Origin of the sequence: Paraburkholderia sp. J11-2 (assembly GCF_905220185.1) — a bacterium.
Classification (GTDB): domain Bacteria; phylum Pseudomonadota; class Gammaproteobacteria; order Burkholderiales; family Burkholderiaceae; genus Paraburkholderia.
Genome location: NZ_CAJMYY010000003.1, coordinates 347,708 through 372,171 on the forward strand (window position 1 = coordinate 347,708; position 24,464 = coordinate 372,171).

The following is a 24,464-nucleotide window of genomic DNA, read 5'->3' on the forward strand; positions in this document are numbered from 1 at the left end:
TTCTTCAGGCCCCGTTCGGCGCCGTCACGGGCGCGCGATCGTAGAAGTAGATGCCATGCGGCGAGCGGCCCACGGCGATGGTCTTGATGAGCTTCTTCGACTGCATGTCGATGAGGCCGATGTGCTTCGCGAAACGGAACGTCACCCAAAGATAACGCTTGTCGGCGGTAAGTTCCATGTCGTCCGGACCGGGCATCAGACCGCTGATCTCACCGGTCTTTTCGAGCGTTTCCTCGTCGATGATGCTAATGACATTCGCCACGCGGCTCGACACCAGCACGTGGCGGCCGTCCACGAGCGAGCGGAAGTTGTGCGCGGCCTTGCCCACCTGGATCGTCTTGACGATTTTCTGGTTGCGCCAGTCTACGACCGCCACATAGTCGGCGCCCGTCATGCCGACGAGCAGGTACTTGTCGCCGGGCGTGAGCCACAGGCCGGCCGGTGCGGAACCGACCTTCATTTTCCAGAGCACCTTCTGCGTGGGCAGATCGACCGCTGCGATTTCGCCCGACACCTGCAGCGAAACGAACACGGTGCGGCTGTCGTTGGTGAACGCCAGGTGGCTCGGCATGGCCGAGAGCGGCAGGCGCTTCGCGAGCGTGATATTGCTGCCGCCCGCGTAGTTGTAGATGTCGAGACGGTCGAGGCGCAGCCCCGTGGTGACGAACCACTTGCGGTCGGGCGAGAAGCCGAGCTGATACGGGTCTTCGACGTTTTCGACCCAGCGCTGCGGCTTGCCGGTTTTCGGATCGACGAACAGCAGGTTGTTCGACACCGAGTTCGCGACGATCAGCGACGTGTTGTCCGGCGTGGGAAAGAGGTGATGCGGTTCCTTGCCTGTGGGCACGGTGCCGACGACTTCGTGCGTCTTGTCGTCGATGAGGCTCAGCGTGGCTTCGCCCGAATTGAGGACGATGATGTTGTTCGCATGCGCGGCCGTTGAAACCAGCGCGGCACAGGCGAGTGCGGCGGCAGCGGTCTTGGTGGCAAAGCGGCCAACTGAGCGGCCAAATGAGCGGCTAAATGTGTTGTGGTTCGGCATGAAGAATCGTTCCCGGGCAGATTCGTGATTGTAGAACGTCTACCTGCACGCAAGGTTGACGTAGGGCCCTTGAAATATGAAAGGGGCGCAATAAAGCGCCCCATTTCGAACAAGTGTTATGGCCCGCAATGCCGCAAATACGCCGGCAGTGGCGGGCAGGTGCGGCTTATCGCTGCATCGATTCCCAAACCTTGTACAGACGCTTCACGGAAACCGGCATCGGCGTGCGCAACTCCTGGGCGAAGAGCGAGATGCGCAGCTCCTCGAGCAGCCAGCGGAACTCCGAGAGACGCGGATCGAAGACACCGCCGCGCTGCGAGAGCGCGCGCTGATACTGCTGCGCGAGCGGCTGAAACTCGGCGGCCTGGCGCGCGTCGCGTGCGGGGTCGGCACGCAGCTTGTCGATGCGCAGCGCGACGCCCTTCAAGTAGCGCGGGAAATGCACGAGCTGCGCATAGGGCGTTTCCAGAATGAAGCGCTTGCTGATGAGCGCGTCGACCTGCGCCTGCATATCGGCCGCGGGCGCACCGAACGCCTTGGCCTGCACGAGCTTCTTCGCGAGCGACGCATACTCGGCGAGGATCTGGCCCACGAGCCGGGCAATTTCCTGCGCGAGCAGCGACAGACGTCCGCGGCCTTCGTCCTTGCGCGCGTGGAAACTCGCGTCGTCGTCGGGCAGCGGATCTTGCAGGCAGGCGCGGTCGAGCGCGAGTTCGACCAACTGGTCGCGCAGCTCCTCCTGCGTGGCGCGCGCCATGAATTGCATCGCCATCTCGCGCAGGCCCGGCAGATTTTTCTCCAAGTAGCGGATCGGCTCACGCAGCTGCAGCGCGAACAATCGACGCAGCCCCGCGCGATGAATCCGCGCGGCCTCCTCCGGCGAATCGAACACTTCGACATCGCAATGCGTGCCGCGGTCGACGAGCGCCGGATAGCCGAACAGCGTCTGTCCGCCGCGGCGGATTTCCAGCAGCTCGGGCAGCTTGCCGAAATTCCACGTCGTGAGGTTTTCGTAGAGCGCGGTGGCGGGCGCGGCATCTCCCGGCGCGCTCGTGTGCGGCACGTTGCTCTTTTGCGGCGCGTTGGCGCTCGCCCCGCGTTCGGCCTGGGCGTTCTGCGCGACATCCCCGCCCTGCGCGTGCGTTTCCAGCGCAGCCAGCGCCGTTGCGCTCGCGAGCTTCTGGAATTGCTGCTGTGCCTGCGCACCGAGTTCGGCGCGCAGTTGCGCAAGGTTGCGGCCCATCGCGAGCTGGCGACCGTGCTCGTCGATCACCTTGAAGTTCATGAAAAGGTGGGCGGCCAGCGTTTCCAGCTTGAAGTCGGCGGATTTCAGCGCGACCTGCTTCTGCTCGCGCACGTCGGCGATCAGCGCCTCCAGCAGACCGCCCGCGCCGAAGCGCTCGCCGCCCACACGCTCGGCAAAGCCAGCCGCGTACTCGGGCAACGGCACGCAATGCCGGCGCAGCTTCTGCGGCAGCGACTTCAGCAGCAGTTGCGCCTTCTCCTTGAGCATGCCCGGCACGAGCCATTCGCAGCGGCGCGCATCGACCTGGTTGAGCGCGTAGAGCGGCACCGCGAGCGTCACGCCGTCGCGCGGCGAGCCCGGCTCGAAGTGATACGTGAGCGCCATCGCCACGCCCGACATCGTCATGCGCTTCGGGAACAGATCGGTCGTCACGCCGGCCGCTTCGTGACGCATCAGGTCGTCGCGAGAGAGGTACAACAGACGCAGCTTGTCCTCGGGCTGGCCGCCCTTCCTCACCTCGTCGCGATACCAGCGCTCGAACGCCGCGCCCGAGTAAATGCCCTCAGGTATCGCCTGATCGTAGAAGCCGTAGATCAATTCGTCGTCGACGAGCACGTCCTGGCGGCGCGACTTGTGTTCCAGCTGCTCGATATCGGCAAGCAGCTTGCGGTTATGCGCGAAGAACGCGAGTTTCGTGTCGAATTCGCCTTCCACCAGCGCGCCGCGAATGAAGAGTTCACGCGCACGCGCCGGGTCCTGCTTGCCGAACGCCACGCGCCGGCGCTGGTACACCGGCAGGCCATAAAGCACCCCGCGCTCGAACGCGCTCACCTGCGCCGCGCGTTTTTCCCAATGCGGCTCGGAAAGCGACTTCTTCAGCAAATGCGCGCCCACCTTCTCGAGCCACTCGGGCTCGATCTTCGCGATGCAGCGCGCGTAGAGGCGGCTCGTTTCGACGAGTTCCGCCGCCACCACCCAGCGCCCCGCCTTCTTCACGAGCGCAGAGCCCGGCCACAAGTGGAACTTGATGCTACGCGCACCGAGGTAGTGCGGCTCGTCGTCGGCCTTCAGGCCGATGTTGCCGAGCAGGCCCGTGAGCAGCGCGTGATGGATCTGCTCGTAGGTCGCGTCGGCTTCGTTGATCCGCCAGCCATGCTCGCGCACCACCGTCAGCAATTGTGAATGCACATCGCGCCATTCGCGCAGACGCAAGTGCGAAAGGAAGTTCGCGCGGCACGCATCCAGCAATTGCCGGTTGGACTTCTTGTGCGCGACGGCCTCTTCGAACCAGGCCCAGATCTTGAGCCACTGGAGAAACTCGGAGCGCTCGTCGGCGAAACGGCGATGCGCCTGATCGGCTTGCTCTTGCGCCTCGATCGGCCGGTCGCGCGGGTCCTGCACCGAAAGCGCGCTCGCGATGATGAGCACCTCGCGCAGCGCCTGCTCGTCGCGCGCGCCGAGAATCATGCGGCCCACGCGCGGGTCGAGCGGCAGGCGCGCGAGTTCGCGGCCAAGCGGCGTGAGCGCGTTGTCGTCGTCGACTGCGCCCAGCTCGTTGAGCAACTGATAGCCGTCGGCGATCGCGCGGCCCGGCGGCGGCTCGATGAACGGGAACGTCTCGATCGCCGTGAGATGCAGCGACTTCATGCGCAGAATCACGGCGGCAAGCGACGAGCGCAGGATTTCCGGATCGGAGAATCGCGGCCGCGCGATGAAATCCGATTCCTCGTAAAGCCGGATGCAGATGCCGTCGGCTACGCGACCGCAACGGCCCGCGCGCTGGTTCGCGGCCGCCTGCGAGATCGATTCGATCTGCAGTTGCTCGACCTTGTTGCGGTACGAATAACGTTTCACGCGCGCGAGGCCGGTATCGACCACGTAGCGGATGCCTGGCACCGTAAGCGAGGTTTCGGCCACGTTGGTCGCGAGCACGATACGGCGCGCGTTCGACGGCTTGAACACGCGCTCCTGCTCCTGCGCGGAAAGGCGCGCGAATAGCGGCAGGATTTCCGTGTGCGGCGGATGGTGCTTGCGCAGCGCTTCCGCTGCATCGCGAATTTCGCGCTCGCCGGGCAGGAATACGAGCACGTCGCCCGAGCCTTCGCGGCAGAGTTCATCGACGGCGTCGACGATCGCTTCCATGAGGTCGCGATCGCTGTCTCGCTGCGACTTCGCGCCCTTTTCACTGCGCTCGCGGCCCGTCGTGCCCTGCGCATTCTTCACCGCCGGGCTGTCCTCCTGCACCGGCCGGTAGCGCACCTCGACGGGATACAGCCGCCCGCTCACCTCGATCACCGGCGCAGGCTTTTCCTCGCTGCCGAAGTGGCGCGCGAAGCGATCGGCGTCGATCGTCGCCGAGGTCACGATCAGCTTGAGGTCGGGCCGGCGCGGCAGGATCTCCTTCAGATAGCCGAGCAGGAAGTCGATGTTGAGACTGCGCTCGTGCGCCTCGTCGATGATGATCGTGTCGTAGGCCTTGAGCAGCGGATCGGTTTGCGTCTCCGCGAGCAGAATGCCGTCGGTCATGAGCTTGACCGAGGCGCCCGGCGAGAGATTGTCGGTGAAGCGCACCTTGTAGCCGACCACTTCGCCGAATGGCGTATTGAGTTCGTCGGCAATGCGGCGCGCCGTGGCCGAAGCCGCAATCCGCCGCGGCTGCGTATGGCCGATCAGACCCGTGCCGCCCGCGCCGAGGCCGCGGCCCAAAGCGAGCGCGATTTTCGGCAACTGCGTGGTCTTGCCCGAGCCCGTTTCACCGCTCACGATCACGACCTGATTCTGCGCAATCGCACGCGCGATTTCCTCGCGACGGCCCGAAACCGGCAGCGCTTCGGGGAACGTGATGGGCGGGACCTTGTTCGGCTCGACGTTGGCGCGCGGAGCACGCGCTGGGCGCTCGCTGCGCGGCTTGCGTTCGTTCGCTACGGCCGCTTCGGCCGTTTCATTCGTTACGGCCGTTTCGTTGCCAGTGCGCGCGGCACGCTGCTGCGCGGAGGGATCGCGTTCGCGTACAGCTTGCGGCCGTGGCGCGCGGTGCGGTTGATGTTGCGTCGGCTTTTGCTGCTGGGAAGGATCACGCGGGGCATTGCGCGACGGCCTCTGCGATGCGTTATCCGTAGCGTCGCGCGGTGCGCGTTGCGTTTGCGCCCGGGCATCACGCTGCGCGTCTGGCTTGCGCGGCGCGCGTGCCTCACCCTGCTGCACGCGTTGTTCGCTTTGCGCTGCGCGATTTGGCTCCCTGCGCGCCGGCTGCGCCGCCGCTGGCTGAGAAACATTTCGCGCTTCGCTAGGTTGCTCAGGCTTGCGTGTTTCGCCATGCCCGCCTGGCGCGTCCTTGGGACTCGCGGACTGCGTCGGCGCGGGCGGTGCCGCACGCTTGTCCTGCACGCGTGCGCCGCCCAGCACGCCGCCGCCCATAAGCGCGGCAAGCTTGTCCGACGACGCGAGCTTTTCCCCGTCGCCATACTTCTGCGACGCGCTTTTCGCTTTCGCGCCGTCCTGCGCCGTTTCCTGCCCGGCCGGGGTGTTGCTGCCCTGCGCCGAGGCAGGTCTTTTGGGTACATTCGACATGGGGGCGCATTATAATCCCGGGCATGAATTCCCAAACCGACCTCGTCCCCGCCACCGCCAGCGCGCCGGCCTCCGCCGCCGCTGCGGATTCCGACTCGCAGATCATGGCGCAGCACGCGCAATTCGTGGATTGGATGCGATCGGTCGCACCCTACATCCACGCGTTCCAGGGCAAGACATTCGTCGTCGGTTTCGGCGGCGAGGTCGTGCACCAGAATCTGCTCAACGCGCTCGTTGCCGACATCGCTCTCCTGCAGGCCATGGGCATCCAGATCGTGCTCGTGCACGGTTCGCGCCCGCAGGTCGAAGAGCAGATGAGCCTGCACGGCGTCGAGTCCGAGTTCTCGCACGGCATGCGCATCACCAATGCCCGCGCGCTCGAATCGGCGAAGGAAGCGGCCGGTGAAGTGCGTCTCGACATCGAGGCCGCGATCAGCCAGGGTCTGCCGAATACGCCCATGGCGCACGCGCACATCAGCGTGGTGTCGGGCAACTTCGTGACGGCGCGTCCGGTCGGCATTCTCGACGGCGTGGACTTCCAGCACACGGGTGTCGTGCGCAAGATCGACGCCGATTCGATCCGCCACTCGCTCGCGAGCCGCAAGCTCGTGCTGCTCTCGCCGCTCGGCTTTTCGCCCACGGGCGAGGCGTTCAACCTGTCGATGGAAGACGTCGCCTCGGCGGCGGCCATCGCGTTGCGCGCCGACAAGATCATTTTCCTCACGGAGACGCAGGGCCTGATCAACGAGGAAGGCGAGCTAATCCGCGAAATGTCGCTCGACGACGCCTACAAGCTGCAGGAAGGCGGCACCGTGCTCGGCGACGAGGGCTTCTATCTGAAGCACTCCATTCGCGCCTGCCGCGGCGGCGTGGGCCGCGCGCACATCATTCCCTACGTGCTCGACGGCGGCTTGCTGCTCGAACTGTTCCTGCACGACGGCGTGGGCACCATGATCTCGTACGAGAACCTGGAAAGCCTGCGCGAAGCGACCCCCGACGACGTCGGCGGCATTCTCACGCTGATCGAGCCGCTCGAAACCGACGGCACGCTCGTGCGTCGCGGGCGTCACCAGATCGAGCGCGACATCGACCATTTCTCGGTGATCGAGCACGACGGCGTGCTCTTTGGCTGCGCGGCGCTGTACGCGTATTCGCAGGAGCGCATCGGCGAGATGGCGTGCCTCACGGTCTCGCCCGAAGCCCAGGGCTCCGGCGATGGCGAGCGACTCCTGCGCCGTATCGAGCAACGCGCGCGGGCACGCGGCCTCACGCGCATTTTCGTGCTCACGACGCGCACCGAACACTGGTTCCTGAAGCGCGGCTTCGTCAAGGCCACGGTGGACGACCTGCCCGAAGACCGCCGCCGCCTCTATAACTGGCAGCGCAAGTCGCTCGTGCTGATGAAACAGCTCTGAACGTTCCCGTCTGCACCGTCCGCAGACAGGGCGCGCCGCCACCCCACACATACGACTAAGGAGAAGCACAGCATGGCCCGTATGATCCAATGCGCGAAGCTCGGCAAGGAAGCCGAGGGACTCGACTTTCCCCCGCTGCCGGGCGAACTCGGCAAACGCATCTACGAAAGCGTCTCGAAGGAGGCGTGGCAGCAATGGCTCAAGCAGCAGACCATGCTGATCAACGAAAACCGCCTGAACATGGCCGATCCGCGTGCGCGTCAGTACCTGATGAAGCAGACGGAGAAGTTCTTCTTCGGCGAAGGCGCCGACCAGGCGTCGGGCTACGTGCCGCCGACCGAAGGCTAAACACCCTTCCGTTGCACGGTGAGATCTGTCCCTGACAGACGAAAAACGCCGCGCCAATCCCCGCAAAAACCGCGCCCCCGGCGCGGTTTTTTTATGCGCTTCATGCGCTTTCCAGACGGCGGAAACGGTTCCATCGAATCGCGCCAATCCCCCGCCACACGGGGCTTCCAGCCCGCGCCCCAATCCCCGCAGTTGCGGGCGTTTGCGCGATCTTCCGTTATCGTGCTATCATAACGCTTCGTTCAACAGGCATTAGCCATCAATTGCATTCTGGAAGGCGCCCAAAAACGCCGTTAATCCGAATGCGCAGATGACAAAAGGAACGCTCCGCCACGCGGGCTTCTTTTTCGTTTCAGCGGCGCTTTACCGTGCACCTCATGCCGGTCCAGCGTCCTCATGCGCCCTGCCCCCCTTCCACGGCCACGCAGGCGCTACGTTAAACACAATTCGTCCGAGTGTCGTTTCGCGACACCTCAGCATTGCTTTCGTGCGCCGCTCGCCTTGTGCGATGCGTCATCGGCCCGCCCTCGTCCCTGACGACATGCGGCGCGCCGTGCGCGAAATGTCGCCGCTATCGCGAAACGGCACTCTCCGGCAACCGTGGCGGGCTCGCGTGGGGCTCGTCGCAGTCATTGGAGATGCAGACCTTGACCGCTTCCACTTCCGGCTCGTCGGCCCAGACCGACCTTACCCTCGACGACATCACGATCGTCGACAAAAGCCTCCTCAAACGCGCCGTCGGCGCCATGGCGCTCGGCAACGCCATGGAATGGTTCGACTTCGGCGTGTACAGCTACATCGCCGTCACGCTCGGCCAGGTGTTCTTCCCGTCGAGCAGCCCCTCGGCACAGCTCATCGCCACGTTCGGCACGTTCGCGGCCGCGTTCCTCGTGCGCCCGATCGGCGGCATGGTGTTCGGGCCGCTCGGCGACCGCATCGGCCGCCAGCGCGTGCTCGCGATGACGATGATCATGATGGCCTGCGGCACCTTTGCCATCGGCCTGATTCCCTCGTATCACTCGATCGGCATTGCAGCGCCCGCGCTGCTGCTGGTGGCGCGCCTCGTGCAGGGCTTCTCGACCGGCGGCGAATACGGGGGCGCTGCGACCTTCATCGCCGAATTCGCCACCGACAAGCGCCGTGGCTTCATGGGCAGCTTCCTCGAATTCGGCACGCTGATCGGCTATGTGTTCGGCGCGGGCACGGTTGCGGTGCTGACCGCCATGCTCTCGCACCAGCAACTGCTCGACTGGGGCTGGCGCGTGCCGTTCATGATCGCGGGTCCGCTCGGACTCGTGGGTCTGTATATCCGCACGAAGCTCGAAGAAACGCCCGCGTTCAAGCGCGAAGCGGAACTGCGCGAAGCCGAAGAGCACGCGCGCCCGAAGCTCACGCTGCACTCGCTGCTCACGCAGCATCTGCGCCCCTTCCTGCTGTGCGTGGGTCTCGTGCTGATCTTCAACGTGACCGACTACATGGCGCTGTCGTATCTGCCGAGCTATCTTTCGGCCACGCTGCACTTCAACGAAACGCACGGCCTGTTCCTCGTGCTGATCGTGATGGTCCTCATGATGCCGATGACGCTCGCGTTCGGCCGCCTCTCCGACGCCGTGGGCCGCAAGCCGGTCATGCTCGCGGGCTGCGTGGGCCTGATCCTGCTGTCGATCCCGTCGCTCACACTGATCCAGACGGGCGAGCTCGTGCCGGTGTTCTTCGGCCTCCTGATTCTCGGCGCGCTGCTCTCGTGCTTCACGGGCGTGATGCCCTCGGCACTGCCGGCGCTGTTCCCGACCGCGATCCGTTACGGCGCGCTCGCCATCGGCTTCAACGTGTCGGTGTCGCTGTTCGGCGGGACGACGCCGCTCGTGGCAGCCTGGCTCGTCGAGCACACGCAGAACCTCATGATGCCCGCCTACTACCTGATGGGCGCGGCGGTGATCGGCATCATCTCGGTGCTGGCGCTGCATGAAACGGCGCGCCGACCGCTGCCGGGCTCGGCGCCGAGCGTGAGCACCAAGGCAGAAGCGCATGCCGTACTGCGCGGCGTGCGTCTCGCACGCGAACTCGACGAGGAGTACGCTGTCGGCAACGCCGTGCGCGCCTGATACGGCACCGCTGAAACGCAAAAAAGGCCAGCCTCGCGCTGGCCTTTTTTCTTGCGCGCTCGTTTCGTTATTCCACGAGATTGACGTGTTCGACGTGCAACGCGCCGTCCTTCCCGATCGTCAGCATCGCCGCCGAGATGGGCAGCTTGAAGCGGCGCGGCCCCGCGCTGCCGGGATTCACGTACAGCACGCCCTCGCGCGTTTCCAGCGCAGGCTTGTGCGAATGCCCGCTCACCACAACGGCAATCCCTTCGCCGGCAGGATCGCCGTGCAGATCCGGCAGTTCGTGGACCACCGCAAGTCGAACACCGCCAAGCTCGACGACGATCTGCACGGGTAACGCCTCGGCCCACGCGCCATGATCGTTGTTGCCGCGCACGACAGTGAGCGGCGCGATGGCCGCGAGCGTGTCGAGCACGCGCTGATCGCAGATGTCGCCCGCGTGCACGATGGCATCCGCGCCCTCGACGAAGGCGAGCAACTCGGGACGCACGAGATTGTGCGTGTCGGAAACCAGAGCGACGCGCAGGGGATAGTTCGTGGGCATGACATTGCGTATCGGTTCAATAGTGCCGATTATCGCCGCGCTCACGCCTCGCTGTCGCCTTCACCTTGCGCCGCGCCGATATACACCGCGAGCCATACGCTCGGCACGCTCGGATCGGTCCACGACACGCGATGGCGGCAGTGCGCCGGAATATGCACGTAGTCGCCGGGCAGCAGGCGTCGCGGCGGCTGCGCCGCATCTTCGAATTCCAGCGTCGCCGCGCCGACGAGGAGCGCCACCCACTCTTCGCGCGCATCGGCGTACCAAAATCCTGGCGGGCTCGCCTGGCCTGTGGAGACGATGCGTTCGATCAGCACCCCGTCGCGCGAAACGAGCGTATCGAAGCGCTCTTCAGTGGCGTCCGGGTTGATGCCTGCAAAGAGGTTGCCAAACGCGGCGCTGTTCGGTTCGTTCATGCAGAAGCGCTCATTCAAGCGGTTTCAGGCCGTCGAGCAACGTGGGCACCAGTTCGCTCACAGTCGGGTGCACGTGCATCGCGTATTGCAGCGTCGTGTAGGGCGCGTCGGCCGTCATCGTGTCGACGAACGTGTGGATTGCCTCGTCGCCCTCGATGCCGAATATCGCCGCGCCGAGAATGCGTTGCGTTTGCGGATCCACCAGCGCCTTCATGAAGCCGTCGGTCTCGCCGCGTTCGCGCGCGCGGCCCACGCGCGACATCGGCATCGTCGCGATCAGCGCGGGTTTGCCGCGCTCGCGCACGTCGCGCTCGCTCATGCCAACGCGCGCAAGCGGCGGATCGACGTACACGGCGTAAGCGGGAATGCGTGTGTCGGCGCTGCGCGATTTGCCGTCCAGCAGATTCGCCGCGACGATCTGGAAATCGTCGTATGACGTGTGCGTGAACGCGCCACGACCGTTCACGTCCCCCAATGCCCAGATGCCCTCAACGCGCGTACGCAATTGACCATCCACAGCGATGAGCCCGTGCGCGTCACGCTCGATGCCAGCGGCGTCGAGCCCCAGATCGTCGGTGTTCGGCAGGCGCCCCGTTGCAAAGAGCAGATGCGAAACGTCAAGCGGGCCGCTGTCGAGCGCGATGCGCACGCCCGCCTCGCCTTCGAGCGGCGAGACGCTGCGCGGTTCGGCGCCGAAGCGAAATTCCACGCCTTCGCGCGCAAGCACGTCCTGTACGGCGCGCGAGAAATCGTCGTCCTCGCGAGCGAGCACGCGTTGCCCGCGCACGAGCACCGTCACGAGGCTGCCGAAGCGGCGAAACATCTGCGCGAATTCAAGCGCCACGTAGCTGCCGCCACAGATCGCCAGATGCGCGGGCAGTTGCTCGAGCGCGAGCAGCGTCGAATTGGTTTCGTAGCGGATCGTCTCGAGGCCGGGAATGGCGGGAATTTGCGCGCGCGTGCCCGTGTTGATGAAGATCTCGGGCGCTTCGAGATCGATCTGCGTACCGTCGCGCGCAGCGACGCGCACCGCATGCGCGCCCGCGAAGCGTGCGTGCCCCGTAAACACGGTGACGTTCGGCGTATGGCGCAGCCAGCTTTCGACGCCATCGCGCGACGCCGCGATGATGCGCTCCTTGCGCGCCTTCACGAACGCGAGATCGACGCGAACGTCGCCCGGCTGCGCGCCCTTTCCGGGTTGCACACCGAAATCTGCCGCATGGCGCACCACGTGCGCGGCACGCGCGCAAGCGACATACGCCTTGGTCGGCGTGCAGCCCACGTTCACGCAGGTCCCGCCGAACGACGCGCGCTCGATCACCGCCGTCTTGCGGCCGCTTTTGCCAAGCCGCACGGCGAGCGGCGGCCCGCTCTGCCCCGTGCCGATCACGATCGCATCGAAACGCTGTGCCATGCCGCCCTCCTTTGCCGTTGACCCGAGTTGAGCGCCAGTTGAACCGCGAATGGCGCCTGAGCCGATCCGCCGCGCGCCGTGAACGAGCGGCAGATCGCGCCATCTTACGCGCGACGAACGGCCACCGCCGCCAGTGTGATTCAGCGAATCGGGTCGGTATCGGCGCGCATCGCGAAGGACGACGATCGCGCAAAAAAAGAGCCGCCTCACACGTCGAGGCGGCTCACAGGGTGACGTCACAACAGCAAACGGGCGAAGCCGCTGCGCGTCAGGGGGATCGGCGAACGTCAGTGCGCGTTTGCGTCAGGCGTTCGGTGAATAGGCGATTGGAGATTCCGTCGTTAAAGTCAGGCAAATTCAGTGCACGTGCCATCAGTGCACGCAATCGGCGGGCGCACCTTCCCCATGGCCCGCGCTCCACAGTTCGCGCGAACGCTGGAACGCGGCGCGCGCACCGCGCGTTGCCACCATCAGCCCGACTTGCCCCAAGTTGAAGTCGACCGACACCATCAGCTGCATCAGGTCCACCATCGGTAGAACCAACGCTGGCTGATACAACTGTCGTTCGATAAAGGATTTCATGACCGCTCCCGCTGCATGCCCCGCGTCCTCCTGACGCAGGGTCATTCGATGGTTGTCATTCTAGGAATGCAGCGTGCGCTGATAAATGGGCCGTCCGCGAAGTCACTTGTCGAAAATCGCAAACAATCGAAAGACTGGCGGAGGCATCGGGTGCGGCGTTGCTCCTCGCCCCGCCACACGGTGCTTTGCGCGAGGCCCGGCTGGCGCGGGCGTGCTTCAGTCGAGGGGGGTGGCAACGAACACCGGCAGCGTCTCAGCGCGCGCGGAAAGCGCGGCAATCGCCGGATATCGGGCGGGATCGGCGCAGCCAGGCAGGATGTACTGGTTGAAACGCCACGCAACGGCCGCGGTGATGTCGGCTTGCGTGATACGGCCCGCGCACAGCCAGCCGTCGCGGCCCGCAACGAGCTGGTCGAGCACGGCCCACGCCGCATGCATCTGGGCGTTCACGCGCTCGAACCAAGGCTCGTGCTGGCGCTCGGCGGGACGCAATTCGCGCTCGTAGACCTGCTGCACCGTCTTTTCCATGGCCGCGAGCGCGAAACCGTTCACGCGCAGTGCAAAAGTCCGCTCCTGGGTCTCCTCCGGCATGAGCCGCTGCGCGGCGGGCACCTTGTGGTCCAGGTAGTCGAGGATCAGCGTCGAGTCGATCAGCTGCGTGCCGTCGTCGTCGATAAAGGTGGGGGCCTTCACGACGGGATTGATCTGGGCAAATTCGTCGTACTGCCGAAAAACCGAAATGCTGCGGTGCTCGAACGGCAGGCCGAGCACATGAAGCGAAATCGCGACGCGACGCACATAGGGGGAGTCCATCATGCCGATCAACTGCATGGGTTCACCTCGCACAGGAAAAAAGGGATCGGGCGTCGATCTTGCAGGAAGCCCCGCCGTATTTCAAGACAGCCGGACGCAGCGGGGTCGGGCGTCATGCCGCGGCCCGTGCATGGCGTTTCCGCCTTTCCACGCTTGCAGCGGGCGGAAAAACAGTGCCGCATGGTGGTTTTCCCGCGGCGCGTTGTGCAAAAACACACCGTGTCGATGTGCCACGTCCAGCTCTGCGCACAACGGAGCTACATTTGTTAGCAGACGTCGAATCTGACGCGTCGCGACATTGTTGCGACGCAGCGCCCGGCCCTGCGTTTGAGCGCTTTTTTGCCGTGCCACGCTACTCAAGGCGCAGCGGCTCGAAAGCGCCAAGCGAAGGAGGCCGAAGCATTACGCAGACCGCATGAAAGCGCGTTTTTATGCGCCACATGTGCTGCAGTGCATCGCCGGGAAACTCCTGGATTCGGACGCCGAACGGCTGAGATAGTCTGAATGCACAAGGAGACGAAATCATGAGACAAGCATTCAATGTTGGTGTTGTCATCGTCCTCGCACTCCTCCTCGCGAATCGGGCCATGACACGTGTGCAGGCTCACGAGGCTGGCTCGCTGACCTGCGCCCAGGGCTCCGCACTCGTCAAGGCCGAAGCGCTCGTGCGCGGATTCGGCGAGCGCGGCGCGAACAGCCAGAGCGAAAACTTCCTCTCTTCCTGTCTCGTGTCGGGCCAGGGTCAAGTCGGCGACCTGATCGCCCACGACTGATTGCCTTGCGCCGCGCGCCCATCCGGGCGCGTTGCGCGGTGCGGGCGCCATTCGACGGCGCCGCACGCAGTGCTATGCTCGCTCGCGGACCCACCGCCGGAGCGCGCTCATGAGCAACCCGCCCAACGCCGTACACCACTCGGCCGAACAGGGCTACACGCCCGCCGCAGCTGACCACTACGTGCGCGGCCGCCCCGATTACCCGCCCGAAGTCAACGCCTGGTTGCGCGACACGCTCAGCCTTGGCCCCGGCGCGACAGTCGTCGACCTCGGCGCCGGCACGGGCAAATTCACTCGACGCTTGCTGGAAACCGGCTCCCACGTGATCGCCGTCGAGCCCGTAGCCGCCATGCGGGCGAAGCTTGCCGCCGCGTTACCCGTAGTCGATACCCGTGCGGGTACGGCAGAGTCGCTCCCGCTCGGTGACGCCAGCGTCGACGCGATCGTGTGTGCACAGGCTTTCCACTGGTTCGCCAACGCGGCCTCGCTCGCCGAAATGCTGCGAGTGCTCAAACCCGGCGGCCGCCTCGGCCTGATCTGGAACCTGCGCGACGCGAGCGTCGAATGGGTCGCGCGGCTCGACGCCATCGTCAACCGCGCCGAAGGCGACACGCCGCGCTACTACACGGGCCAGTGGCGCAACGCCTTCCCTTTTGCCGGATTCGGGCCGCTGCACGAACAGCGTTTCGTGCAGGGCCACACCGGTTCGCCAGATGACGTCATCGTCGCGCGGGTGAAATCCACGAGTTTCATTGCGGCCTTGCCGCCCGAGGAGCAGGCCCGCATCGAAGCCGAACTGCGCGCACTGATCGATTCGGAGCCCGAGTTGCGCGGCCAAGCTGTCGTGACAGTGCCCTACGGCACAGCAGCGTTCCACTGCATCAAGCAACCCTAACGAGCCGAAGCGGAGCCGAAGCGCATTGCTTTGGGTTGCCAATGCCCCGGGTTGGCGGCGAGAATGCTCGCGGACCACGGAGAATCTATGAAAGGTTACGTCCTGTTGTTTGTAATCAGCATGCTGACGGCGTGCACATCGGTGACTGCCGTCAATTCGAGACAGGATGGCCATCTCACCGTCACGAGCCGCGCGCGCTGGGATCTGGTTTCGTGGAATCACGTGCGCGCCGTCGGGCTCAGCGAAGCCGAGGACTACTGCGAAAAGCAGAAGAAGCAGCTACACACGGTCGAGATCCATAGCGAAGGCTTGCGCGGTGTGACGTCACAGACAGTAGAGGTAATCTTCGACTGCATCTGATGAGATTCGCACAGTCTTTTCGCCTACCCGCGCCAGACGGGCGTTACAGCCCGTTTCCCCCAGCGTTGAGGACTCAATTCCTTGCGATAGCGCAATAGTTTGTTGTCGTTCACCCTGATACCCAAACCGCATGACCGGGCTAAACTGACGATACATTTTGTTACGTTTAGGGCCGAGTCATGTTGACCGCATTCTTCGTCGCCTGCCCCTTCGGCATTGCGGCATTGTTCGGGTTCGCAAGGTTGATCAATCCCATCACCGGGAAGATCGGCAATCGTTGAGTGCGCAAGGGCCTTGTTGCGGCGCAGCGCCCGACTGATTCTCGCGCCGCCATCTTGCGCGGCTGCAGTGAGCTTTTTGCCCGCCTCCCTTCTGTTCATCCCTTCGCCGTAACCACTCCCCTTTGTGCGTCCGCACGGATTGAGCCGTGCAAATAAAAAACCCGCGAAGGCTGACGCTATCGCGGGTTTCCGGATTCCAGCGGATTGCGCTGGAACAACATCTGGTGCCGGGGACCGGACTCGAACCGGCAAGCCGTTAGGCGGCGGATTTTCGTCACACCACGTCTTTCGACGCCACGCGTGCCTGTACGGACGCGCGTTCGTGCGCTGGACTATGCCTTCGCCGTCGCGAAGCGCCGCGTGTGTCACGCCGCGCGCGCCTTAGGCGCCCCCCGTCTAGTCTCTACACCTTCCTGACCGCCGCTTTGCGCAGCAGCCGGCTTGGCTCGGCGTTGCCTCGGCGCCTCGCGCGCAACGCGCTTGATGGCCCAGGGGGTTCGCCGAATTTGAGGGGTTCTGCACCGGCCGTTTCCGGTCGGGCACTCAATCGTTTTTTAAGTCCGCTATGTTTACCAATTTCATCACCCCGGCAGGGCGGACGCGATTCTACCATTGTGCGGCGCATGCCCCAAAGCCACGACCGGCTAGCACGTCCGTCATCTGCCGGTCATACGCATTTTTCATAATCGGCCCCATCGAAAACGTTTACAACGACGCCGGGGCCGCTCGCATGACACCAACCATCAAGGATGTCGCCGCACACGCCGGATTCTCGATCGCCACGGTGTCGCGTGCGATCAATGCACCGCACACCGTCAACCCCATCACGCTCGCGCGGGTGCGCGAAGCCATCGACGCGCTGAAGTTCCGCCCGAACCCGCTCGGCCGCCAGTTGCGCGGCGAGCGCACGCGGCTCATCGGCGTGGTGCTGCCCACGCTCGCCAATCCGGTGTTCGCGGAGTGCCTGCAAGGCATCGACGAGCTTGCCTGCGCGCAGGGCTTTCGCCTCATGCTGATGACCACGCAGTACGACGCCGATCGCGAGCGCCACGCGATCGAGACGTTGCGCGCGCAACGTGTCGAGGGCCTGATCCTGACCGTCGCCGACGCCGACACGCACCCGTTGCTCGACGAACTCGACGCCGACGGCCCACTTTACGTGCTGATGCACAACGACACGAAGCGCCGCCCCTCGGTATCGGTCGACAATCACCAGGCCGCCTGCGACGGCGTGCGCATGCTCATCGCACACGGCCATCGCCGCATCCTCATGCTGGCCGGCACGCTGGCCGCCTCCGACCGCGCGCGCCAGCGTCATGCCGGCTATGCCCTCGCGATGCAGCAAGCCGGCCTCACGCCTGCGCCGGCCCTTGAAATCGATTTCAATGCGCAAGAGCTCGCGCCTTCGGTGCTCGCACATTTGACGAGCGGGCCCGCGCGCCCCACGGCCCTCTTCTGCAGCAACGACCTGCTCGCCATGGTCGTCATGCGCGGGCTGCGCCGCGCACGCCTGCGCGTGCCACAGGACATGTCGATTCTCGGCTTCGACGGCCTCGCGATGAGCGAACTGCTCGCGCCGCCGCTCGCGAGCATCGGCACGCCGAACCGCGACATTGGCCGCGAAGCGTGGCAATGCCTGATGGCGCGCATCGGCGGCCAGTACGCGGGAGCGCTCGCCAATACGCTGCCGCACACGTTGCGCGCGGGCGGCACCATCGCGGCGATCGCCCACGCGCCGCTCGGCGCGCGCGGGGTTGCGATCGATCGCAACCTCGAACTCGGCGGCGCGCTTTCGTGAGCCGCTTTTGCAGAACCATCAGCAGGCCTTAGTAACACACCGAACAACCTGAACAATCCGGGCCGTGCACGCACGCGGCCCTCATCCACCAGTACGCTCTCGCAACCGACCTGGAGACCTGCCGTGACCCGCCGACTCGCCTTTGCCGGCCCGCTTTCGCTTGTACCCGTGCGCGCTGCCCTGCGCACGCTAGCTGCGCCGTTGCGGCGCTTGACTCACCTCTCGCATGCGCTGCCCCTCGCCGCATCCGCCGCCGCCCTCGTGGCCGGTCTTGCCGCGCCGCTCACGGCACAGGCCGATCAAACCGCGATCTGCTACAACTGCCCGCCCGAATGGGCCGACTGGGCAAGCCAGATCCAGGCGATCCAGAAAGAGACCGGCATTCGCGTGCCGTTCGACAACAAGAACTCCGGACAATCCATCGCACAACTGATGGCCGAGCAGAAAAGCCCGGTCGCCGATGTCGTCTACCTCGGCGTGTCGTCGGCATTCCAGGCGAAGGACAAGGGCGTGATCACACCGTACAAGCCCGCGCACTGGAGCGACATTCCTGCTGACCTGAAGGACCCGCAAGGTTACTGGTTCGCCATCCACTCGGGCACGCTCGGCTTTTTCGTCAACAAGGATGCGCTCGAAGGCAAGCCGGTCCCGCGCTCGTGGGCCGATCTCCTCAAGCCCGAGTACAAGGGCATGGTCGGCTACCTCGATCCGTCGAGCGCGTTCGTGGGCTATGCGGGCGCAGTGGCCGTGAATCTCGCGCTGGGCGGCACGCTCGACAACTTCCAGCCCGCCTTCGAATGGTTCGGCAAGCTCAAGGCCAACCAGCCGATCGTGCCGAAGCAGACCGCGTACGCACGCGTGCTCTCGGGTGAAATTCCCATCCTGCTCGACTACGACTTCGACGCCTACCGCGCGAAATACAAGGACCACGCGAACGTCGAATTCGTCATCCCGAAGGAAGGCACGATTTCGGTGCCCTACGTGATGAGCCTCGTGAAGAACGGGCCGCACGAAGCGAACGGCAAGAAGGTGCTCGACTTCGTGCTCTCCGACGAAGGCCAGAAGCTCTGGGCGAATGCCTACCTGCGCCCGGTGCGCGCGAGCGCGCTCTCGCCGGAAGCAGCTTCGAAGTTCCTGCCAGCGAGCGACTACGCGCGTGCAAAGCCAGTGGACTTCGCGAAGATGGCGGCGCAGCAGCAGACGTTTGGCGAGCGCTATCTGCAGATCATGCACTGAGACTCCGGCCAATCACTTCCATGCATGACCTCACCTTTCCGTTGCGCTGGCGCGTGGCGCTCGTCGCGCCCGCGCTCGCGGTGTTCCTCGCCTTCTGGCTGCTGCCGATGATCGCGCTCGTGCAGGTGAGCGCCGACGGACACTTCATCGAGACTTATCGCGCGCTGCTCACGAATGGCCGCTACATGAGAAGCCTCGCCGCGACCATCGCGCTCTCGGCCGCCGTCACCGCGGCCACGCTCGTGATCTCCACGATCTGCGGCCTTCTGCTCGCAAGGCGCACGTTCGCGGGACGCCGTGCGCTCGTCGCGCTGCTCACGTTTCCGCTGGCGTTTCCGGGCGTGGTGGTCGGCTTCATGGTCATCATGCTCGCAGGCCGCCAGGGACTCATCGGCGCGCTTTCGCTGCGGCTCACCGGCGAGCGCTGGGTCTTCGCCTACTCGATGGCGGGACTCTTCGCGGGCTACCTGTACTTTTCGATTCCGCGTGTGATCGTGACCGTGATGGCCTGCGCAAGCCAGCTCGACGGCTCGCTCGAAGAAGCCGCGCGCTCGCTTGGCGCGTCGTCGTGGCGCGTGCTGTGCGACGTGATCCTGCCTGCGCTCGCGCCTGGCCTCGTCGCTGCAGGGGCGATCTGTTTCGCGACCGCGATGGGTGCGTTTGGCACCGCGTTCACGCTCGCCACCGACATCGACGTTCTGCCGATGACCATCTACACCGAGTTCACGCTCAACGCCAACATGGTGACGGCGGCGGGCCTGTCCATCGTGCTCGGTCTCGTCACGTGGGCGGTGCTCACGCTCGCGCGCAGCGTGACGGGTGCGGCCGTCGCGGCCACGGCATGAGCACCGTGGTTTTCGAGGACTCCAGAATGAATTCGGTCGTCAATTCCGCAGCTTCGGCAACGCAAGACATGCACGAAGCGCCGGGCCAGCCGCCTGCCGCGCGGCGGCGCGTCGCACTGCCCTCGGCGCGCACGTGGATTGCTTGCGCGCAATGGCTCGTCACGCTTGCCACGTGCGCGTTTCTCGTCGTGCCTGTCGTGATGTCGATCGTCGCGGGGCTCACCGTCAACTATTTTCGCGGCGTGGCGAGCGGCCTCACGCTGCGCTGGCTCGACCAGGTCTGGACGCAGTATCACGCGAGTGTATTCCTCTCGCTCGAAGTGGCGGCCGCCACGCTCGCCATCACGCTAGTGACCGGCGTACCCGCGGGCTATGCGCTCGCACGCAGCCGCACGCGCCTCTCGCGTTTTATCGAGGAGTTGCTCGTGCTGCCCGTGGCTCTGCCCGGCCTCGCTTCGGCGCTCGCGCTGCTCGTGGTGTACGGCGGCTTCAGCACGTTTCGCATGAGTGCGGCGTTCATCGTGGTCGGCCACGTGGTGTTCACGCTGCCGTTCATGGTGCGGCCCGTGGCGGCCGTGTGCGCGTCGGCAGACCTGCGCACACTCGAGGAAGGCGCCGCGAGCCTCGGCGCGAGCTTCTGGCAGCGCTTCACGACCATCGTGCTGCCCAACGCGCGCCCCGGCATCGTCGCAGGCGCGCTCGCGGTGCTCACGCTCTCGATCGGCGAATTCAACCTCACGTGGATGCTGCACACGCCCGACACCAAAACGCTGCCAGTGGGCCTCGCGGACACCTACGCGTCACTGCGTATCGAAGTCGGCAGCGCCTACACGATCCTCTTCTTCCTCATGACGATGCCGCTGCTCGTGGCAATGCAATGGCTCGGCGTGGACGTACCTGGCGCCTCAGGAAAGCCAACTGGCAAGCCGCGTCTCGCAGGCCAGCAAAGGAACAACAAGGATTCCGAATGAAACTCGAACCGATCCCGATTACGCTCACGCGCTGCGCGAAAACGTTTCGCGGCACGCGCGTGCTCGAACCGCTCGACCTTGCGATCGGCGCAGGCGAAACGCTGGTGTTGCTCGGCCCTTCGGGCTGCGGCAAGACCACCACGCTGCGCATGATCGCGGGTCTGGAAACGCCCGACGCCGGCGGCCATGTCGCCTTCGGCGACGAGGACGTGACCGCGCAGCCTATCGAGCAGCGCAAGGTCGGCATGGTGTTCCAGAACTACGCGCTCTTTCCGAACCTCGATGTGCGCGGCAACATCGGTTATGGCCTGAAAATCCAGCGCGTCCCCGCCGCCGACGCGCGCGCACGTGTCGACGAACTGCTCGCGATGATGCGCCTCGAAGCGCACGCGGCCAAGCCCATCAACCAGCTTTCGGGCGGCCAGCGCCAGCGCGTGGCGCTCGCGCGCGCGCTGGCGCCGCGCCCGCGTGTGCTGCTGCTCGACGAGCCGCTCACCGCGCTCGATGCGCGCCTGCGCGACACCCTGCGCGGCGAGATGAATGCGCTCTTGCGCGAACTGGGCGTGACGACGGTCTATGTCACGCACGATCAGGCCGAGGCGATGGAACTGGGCGACCGCATCGTCGTGATGAGCGCGGGCCGCATCGAGCAGATCGGCACGCCGCGCGAGATCTACTTCCAGCCTGCGAGCCGTGCAGTCGCGCAGTTCGTCGGCACGCTGAACCGGATCGCCGGAGAATGGCAAGGCGGCATGTTGCGCACGAGCGGCGGCGCCGTGCCGGCCAGCGCGTCCCAAACGACCGGCGCCGCCGAACTGTATTTCCGCCCCGAAGACGCCACGCTCGCCGACCCCGTTGGCGCACAACTGCGCGGCGTCATCGAACAGGCGACCTTTCTCGGCGAGCGCACGCGCCTGACCATCGGCGGCGCCGCGCCCGATGCCCTGCTCGTCGACGTGGCGGGCCGCATCGAGCTTGCACGCGGCACGCCGGTTGGCATCTCGATCGCCCCTGAAGCACTCATTGCGCTTGCGTAAATCTTACAAAACGAGGACTACCATGCTGCTCGCCCAGATCAGCGACCTGCACATCAAGCCACCGGGCGCGCTCGCCTATCGCCGCGTCGATACGGCCGCGAGCCTTGCACGCACCATCGCCAGGCTCAATGCGCTCACGCCGCGCCCGGACGCGGTGCTCATGACCGGCGACCTCGTCGATCAGGGCTCGCTCGAAGAATACCGGCACCTCAAAACGCTGCTCGACACGCTCGAGATTCCGTACTGGCTCCTGATCGGCAACCACGACGCGCGCGGGCCGCTGCGCGAAGTGTTTCCCGATCGGCCCGAACTGCGCGAGGGCGGCGAGTTCGTCCAGTACGCGGTGGACCTCGGAGCGCTACGCGTGATCGCACTCGACTCCATGCAGCCGGGGCAAAGCGCGGGCACGCTCTGCGAAGCGCGCCTTGCGTGGCTCGAGCAGCAGCTCGAGGCGGCGCGCGGCAAGCCCGTGGTGGTCGCGCTCCATCACCCGCCGTTCGACTGCGGCATTGGTCACATGGATGCGATTCGCCTCGACGACCGCGCCGCGCAGGCGCTCGAAGCGCTCGTGGCACGGCATCCCAACGTCGAGCGCGTGCTGTGCGGTCACGTGCACCGGCCCATGTTCGTGCGCTTCGGCGGCACGATTGCCTCGGCCGTGCCCGCGCCCGCTCACCAGGTCACGCTCGACCTCGCGCCCGATGCGCCCTCCACCTTCACGCTCGAGCCGCCCGCCTTTGCGCTGCATCGTTACGACCCGAACGGCGGGATCGTGACGCACCACGAGTACGTCGAGACGTTCGACGGCCCGTATCCGTTCTACGAGCCCTCGGGCGAGCTGATCGGCTGAATGCGCAGCTAGACGCACGCCTGGCGGCACGCTCCCGCGCCGTCAGCGCGATTGCGCGCGCTCCGGTATGATCGGCACGCTCGAAGCCTGTCTTCCGTCTGACCGGGCGCCACCCGCATTACGCTCATGTCCACACCTGATTCCGCAACCGCTGGCGAAAGCCAGTCGCTGCGCGGCCTGCTGCTCCTGCTCGCGACCATCGCGGGCGTCACGGTCGCGAACATCTACTTCAATCAGCCGCTGCTCGACGACTTCCGCCAGAGCTTCCCGGCCGGCGCGGCGTGGATCGGCGCCGTGCCGGCGGGCACCCAGCTCGGCTACGCGGCCGGCATGCTGCTGCTCGCGCCGCTCGGCGACCGCTACGACCGCCGCCGCATCATCCTGCTGCAAACGGCCGGCTTGTGCGTCGCCCTGCTCGTCGCGGCCACCGCGCCGTCGCTTGCCGTTCTGGTCGGCGCGAGCCTCGCGATCGGCATCCTCGCCACCATCGCGCAGCAGGCCGTGCCGTTTTCCGCCGAACTCGCGCCGCCCGAGGCGCGTGGCCACGCGGTCGGCACCGTGATGAGCGGGCTCTTGCTCGGCATTCTGCTCGCACGTACGGCGGCCGGGTTCGTCGGACAGTACTTCGGCTGGCGTGCGGTGTTCGGGGCGTCGATCGTCGCACTGCTCGTGCTTGCGGTCGTGATCGTGAAAAAACTGCCAAAGAGCCAGCCCACCTCGCAGCTCGGCTACGGCAAGCTGCTCGGCTCGATGTGGCATCTGGTACTGGAGCTGCCGGGCCTGCGCGAAGCGTCGGCAACGGGTGCTTGCCTCTTCGCCGCATTCAGCCTCTTCTGGCCCGTGCTCACGCTGCTGCTTGCGGGCGAGCCGTTCCATCTCGGGCCGCAGGTGGCGGGGCTTTTCGGCATCGTCGGCGCGGCGGGCGCGCTGGCCGCGCCCATGGCGGGCCGCTCGGCCGACAAGCGCGGGCCGCGCGCGGTCATCACGATGTCGATCGTGCTGATGGCGCTCGCGTTCGTTATCTTCGCGTTCTCGGGCAAGAGCCTGATCGGCCTCGTGATCGGCGTGATCGTGCTCGACGTCGGCGTGCAGGCCGCGCAGATCTCGAATCAGTCGCGCATCTACGCGCTGCGCCCCGAGGCGCGCAGCCGCGTGAATACGGTGTTCATGGTCTGCTACTTCATTGGCGGCGCAACCGGCTCCGCCGTCGGCGTGACGGCCTGGCATGCGTTCGGCTGGATCGGCGTGTGCGTGGCCGGCATTGCGTTCACGGCGCTCGCGGGCTGGATTCACCATGCAACGCGCCCGCGCGTGGGCACGGGCGCAGAGGCTTCTTCCTGAGGGCGAGTCTGCGCGCTACTTGTGCGCGTACAGCAGGTCAGTCATGTCGTCGGCGTGTTCCTCCTCTGTCGCGAGGATTTGCTCGAAGATGCGCCGCGTGGTCGTGTCGTCGTGGCCAAGATAGTTGATAATCGCGCGATAGCTTTCGATCGCGATGCGCTCCGCGATCAGATTCTCGCGAATCATGTCCTTCAGGCCGGCCCCTTCCTTGTATTCCGAGTGCGAGCGCTCGACTAGCGTCGACGGCGAATAGTCGGGCTCGCCGCCGAGTTGCACGATGCGCGCTGCGAGCATGTCGGCGTGCTGCTGCTCCTCGTTCGCGTGCTGAAGAAATTCGGCCGCCACCGACTCGGACTCGATGCCCTTCGCCATGAAATGGTGCCGCTTGTAGCGCAGCACGCACACGAGTTCCGTGGCGAGCGAATCGTTGAGCAGCTTGAGCACGGTCTGGCGATTTGCCGGGTAATCCGGCGTGACCGATCCCTGGTCGAGATTGCGGCGCGCTTCATCGCGCACGCGTTTGAGATCGAACTCGAACGAAGCGTGTGTCTTCGACATCTGACTCTCCTTCAAACATGG

General features: G+C 65.6%; 22 protein-coding genes. 13 read left to right on the forward strand and 9 right to left on the reverse strand.

What is annotated here, in order from left to right; all coding sequences use genetic code 11:
* Positions 1 to 4 precede the first annotated feature (4 nt).
* Positions 5 to 1,042, reverse strand: a complete 1,038-nt coding sequence (locus U5A57_RS05975; RefSeq protein ID WP_321909017.1) for a beta-propeller fold lactonase family protein — start codon at positions 1,040 to 1,042, stop codon at positions 5 to 7.
* 166 nt (positions 1,043 to 1,208) lie between these two features.
* Positions 1,209 to 5,858 carry an ATP-dependent RNA helicase HrpA gene (hrpA, locus tag U5A57_RS05980; RefSeq protein WP_321909018.1) on the reverse strand — a complete coding sequence of 1,550 codons (4,650 nt, stop codon included), beginning with the start codon at positions 5,856 to 5,858 and terminating at the stop codon, positions 1,209 to 1,211.
* A 23-nt stretch (positions 5,859 to 5,881) separates the two neighbouring features.
* On the opposite strand from hrpA, the gene argA reads away from it, so the two are divergent.
* The 3 genes from argA to proP all read left to right on the forward strand — a co-directional run bounded on the left by argA (position 5,882) and on the right by proP (position 9,726).
* A complete protein-coding gene (gene argA, locus U5A57_RS05985; protein ID WP_321909020.1) occupies positions 5,882 to 7,273 on the forward strand; it encodes an amino-acid N-acetyltransferase in 1,392 nt (463 codons plus the stop codon).
* Between the two features lie 72 nt (positions 7,274 to 7,345).
* On the forward strand, positions 7,346 to 7,621 hold the full coding sequence (locus U5A57_RS05990) for an oxidative damage protection protein (RefSeq protein WP_069268157.1): 276 nt from the start codon (positions 7,346 to 7,348) through the stop codon (positions 7,619 to 7,621).
* A 647-nt stretch (positions 7,622 to 8,268) separates the two neighbouring features.
* On the forward strand, positions 8,269 to 9,726 hold the full coding sequence (gene proP, locus U5A57_RS05995) for a glycine betaine/L-proline transporter ProP (protein ID WP_321909022.1): 1,458 nt from the start codon (positions 8,269 to 8,271) through the stop codon (positions 9,724 to 9,726).
* Positions 9,727 to 9,793: 67 nt separating this feature from the next.
* Here proP and U5A57_RS06000 read toward each other — a convergent pair whose 3' ends face one another.
* The 5 genes from U5A57_RS06000 to U5A57_RS06020 all read right to left on the reverse strand — a co-directional run bounded on the left by U5A57_RS06000 (position 9,794) and on the right by U5A57_RS06020 (position 13,516).
* Positions 9,794 to 10,273 carry a metallophosphoesterase family protein gene (locus tag U5A57_RS06000; protein WP_321909023.1) on the reverse strand — a complete coding sequence of 160 codons (480 nt, stop codon included), beginning with the start codon at positions 10,271 to 10,273 and terminating at the stop codon, positions 9,794 to 9,796.
* A gap of 41 nt (positions 10,274 to 10,314) precedes the next feature.
* On the reverse strand, positions 10,315 to 10,689 hold the full coding sequence (locus U5A57_RS06005; protein WP_321909024.1) for a cupin domain-containing protein: 375 nt from the start codon (positions 10,687 to 10,689) through the stop codon (positions 10,315 to 10,317).
* A 10-nt stretch (positions 10,690 to 10,699) separates the two neighbouring features.
* A complete protein-coding gene (locus U5A57_RS06010; RefSeq protein WP_321909025.1) occupies positions 10,700 to 12,103 on the reverse strand; it encodes an FAD-containing oxidoreductase in 1,404 nt (467 codons plus the stop codon).
* Between the two features lie 372 nt (positions 12,104 to 12,475).
* Positions 12,476 to 12,730, reverse strand: a complete 255-nt coding sequence (locus U5A57_RS06015) for a hypothetical protein (protein ID WP_415765122.1) — start codon at positions 12,728 to 12,730, stop codon at positions 12,476 to 12,478.
* Positions 12,731 to 12,901: 171 nt separating this feature from the next.
* On the reverse strand, positions 12,902 to 13,516 hold the full coding sequence (locus U5A57_RS06020) for a glutathione S-transferase (RefSeq protein ID WP_321909027.1): 615 nt from the start codon (positions 13,514 to 13,516) through the stop codon (positions 12,902 to 12,904).
* 506 nt (positions 13,517 to 14,022) lie between these two features.
* Between U5A57_RS06020 and U5A57_RS06025 the strand changes: the two genes are divergently transcribed.
* The 3 genes from U5A57_RS06025 to U5A57_RS06035 all read left to right on the forward strand — a co-directional run bounded on the left by U5A57_RS06025 (position 14,023) and on the right by U5A57_RS06035 (position 15,526).
* Positions 14,023 to 14,271 carry a hypothetical protein gene (locus U5A57_RS06025; protein ID WP_321909028.1) on the forward strand — a complete coding sequence of 83 codons (249 nt, stop codon included), beginning with the start codon at positions 14,023 to 14,025 and terminating at the stop codon, positions 14,269 to 14,271.
* A gap of 109 nt (positions 14,272 to 14,380) precedes the next feature.
* On the forward strand, positions 14,381 to 15,166 hold the full coding sequence (locus U5A57_RS06030) for a class I SAM-dependent methyltransferase (protein ID WP_321909030.1): 786 nt from the start codon (positions 14,381 to 14,383) through the stop codon (positions 15,164 to 15,166).
* Positions 15,167 to 15,253: 87 nt separating this feature from the next.
* A complete protein-coding gene (locus U5A57_RS06035) occupies positions 15,254 to 15,526 on the forward strand; it encodes a hypothetical protein (protein ID WP_321909031.1) in 273 nt (90 codons plus the stop codon).
* A 23-nt stretch (positions 15,527 to 15,549) separates the two neighbouring features.
* Here the strand turns inward: U5A57_RS06035 and U5A57_RS06040 are convergent, their stop codons facing one another.
* Positions 15,550 to 15,906, reverse strand: coding sequence for a hypothetical protein (locus tag U5A57_RS06040; protein WP_321909032.1), 357 nt, complete (start codon positions 15,904 to 15,906; stop codon positions 15,550 to 15,552).
* Between the two features lie 631 nt (positions 15,907 to 16,537).
* Between U5A57_RS06040 and U5A57_RS06045 the strand changes: the two genes are divergently transcribed.
* The 7 genes from U5A57_RS06045 to U5A57_RS06075 all read left to right on the forward strand — a co-directional run bounded on the left by U5A57_RS06045 (position 16,538) and on the right by U5A57_RS06075 (position 23,885).
* Complete coding sequence (locus tag U5A57_RS06045; RefSeq protein WP_321909033.1) at positions 16,538 to 17,605, forward strand: LacI family DNA-binding transcriptional regulator; 1,068 nt, start codon at positions 16,538 to 16,540, stop codon at positions 17,603 to 17,605.
* 201 nt (positions 17,606 to 17,806) lie between these two features.
* Positions 17,807 to 18,841, forward strand: coding sequence for an ABC transporter substrate-binding protein (locus U5A57_RS06050; protein WP_415774585.1), 1,035 nt, complete (start codon positions 17,807 to 17,809; stop codon positions 18,839 to 18,841).
* 20 nt (positions 18,842 to 18,861) lie between these two features.
* Positions 18,862 to 19,686 (forward strand): ABC transporter permease, encoded by an 825-nt coding sequence (locus tag U5A57_RS06055; protein ID WP_321909035.1) that lies wholly within the window; start codon positions 18,862 to 18,864, stop codon positions 19,684 to 19,686.
* 26 nt (positions 19,687 to 19,712) lie between these two features.
* Complete coding sequence (locus U5A57_RS06060) at positions 19,713 to 20,657, forward strand: ABC transporter permease (RefSeq protein ID WP_415774581.1); 945 nt, start codon at positions 19,713 to 19,715, stop codon at positions 20,655 to 20,657.
* Positions 20,654 to 21,694 (forward strand): ABC transporter ATP-binding protein, encoded by a 1,041-nt coding sequence (locus tag U5A57_RS06065; protein WP_321909036.1) that lies wholly within the window; start codon positions 20,654 to 20,656, stop codon positions 21,692 to 21,694. Before U5A57_RS06060 ends, U5A57_RS06065 begins: the two co-directional genes overlap by 4 nt.
* Positions 21,695 to 21,716: 22 nt before the next feature.
* A complete protein-coding gene (locus U5A57_RS06070; RefSeq protein WP_321909039.1) occupies positions 21,717 to 22,544 on the forward strand; it encodes a phosphodiesterase in 828 nt (275 codons plus the stop codon).
* A 126-nt stretch (positions 22,545 to 22,670) separates the two neighbouring features.
* On the forward strand, positions 22,671 to 23,885 hold the full coding sequence (locus U5A57_RS06075) for an MFS transporter (RefSeq protein ID WP_321909041.1): 1,215 nt from the start codon (positions 22,671 to 22,673) through the stop codon (positions 23,883 to 23,885).
* A gap of 15 nt (positions 23,886 to 23,900) precedes the next feature.
* On the opposite strand, the gene U5A57_RS06080 is transcribed toward U5A57_RS06075, so the two are convergent.
* Complete coding sequence (locus U5A57_RS06080) at positions 23,901 to 24,443, reverse strand: ferritin-like domain-containing protein (RefSeq protein WP_321909043.1); 543 nt, start codon at positions 24,441 to 24,443, stop codon at positions 23,901 to 23,903.
* Positions 24,444 to 24,464 lie beyond the last annotated feature (21 nt).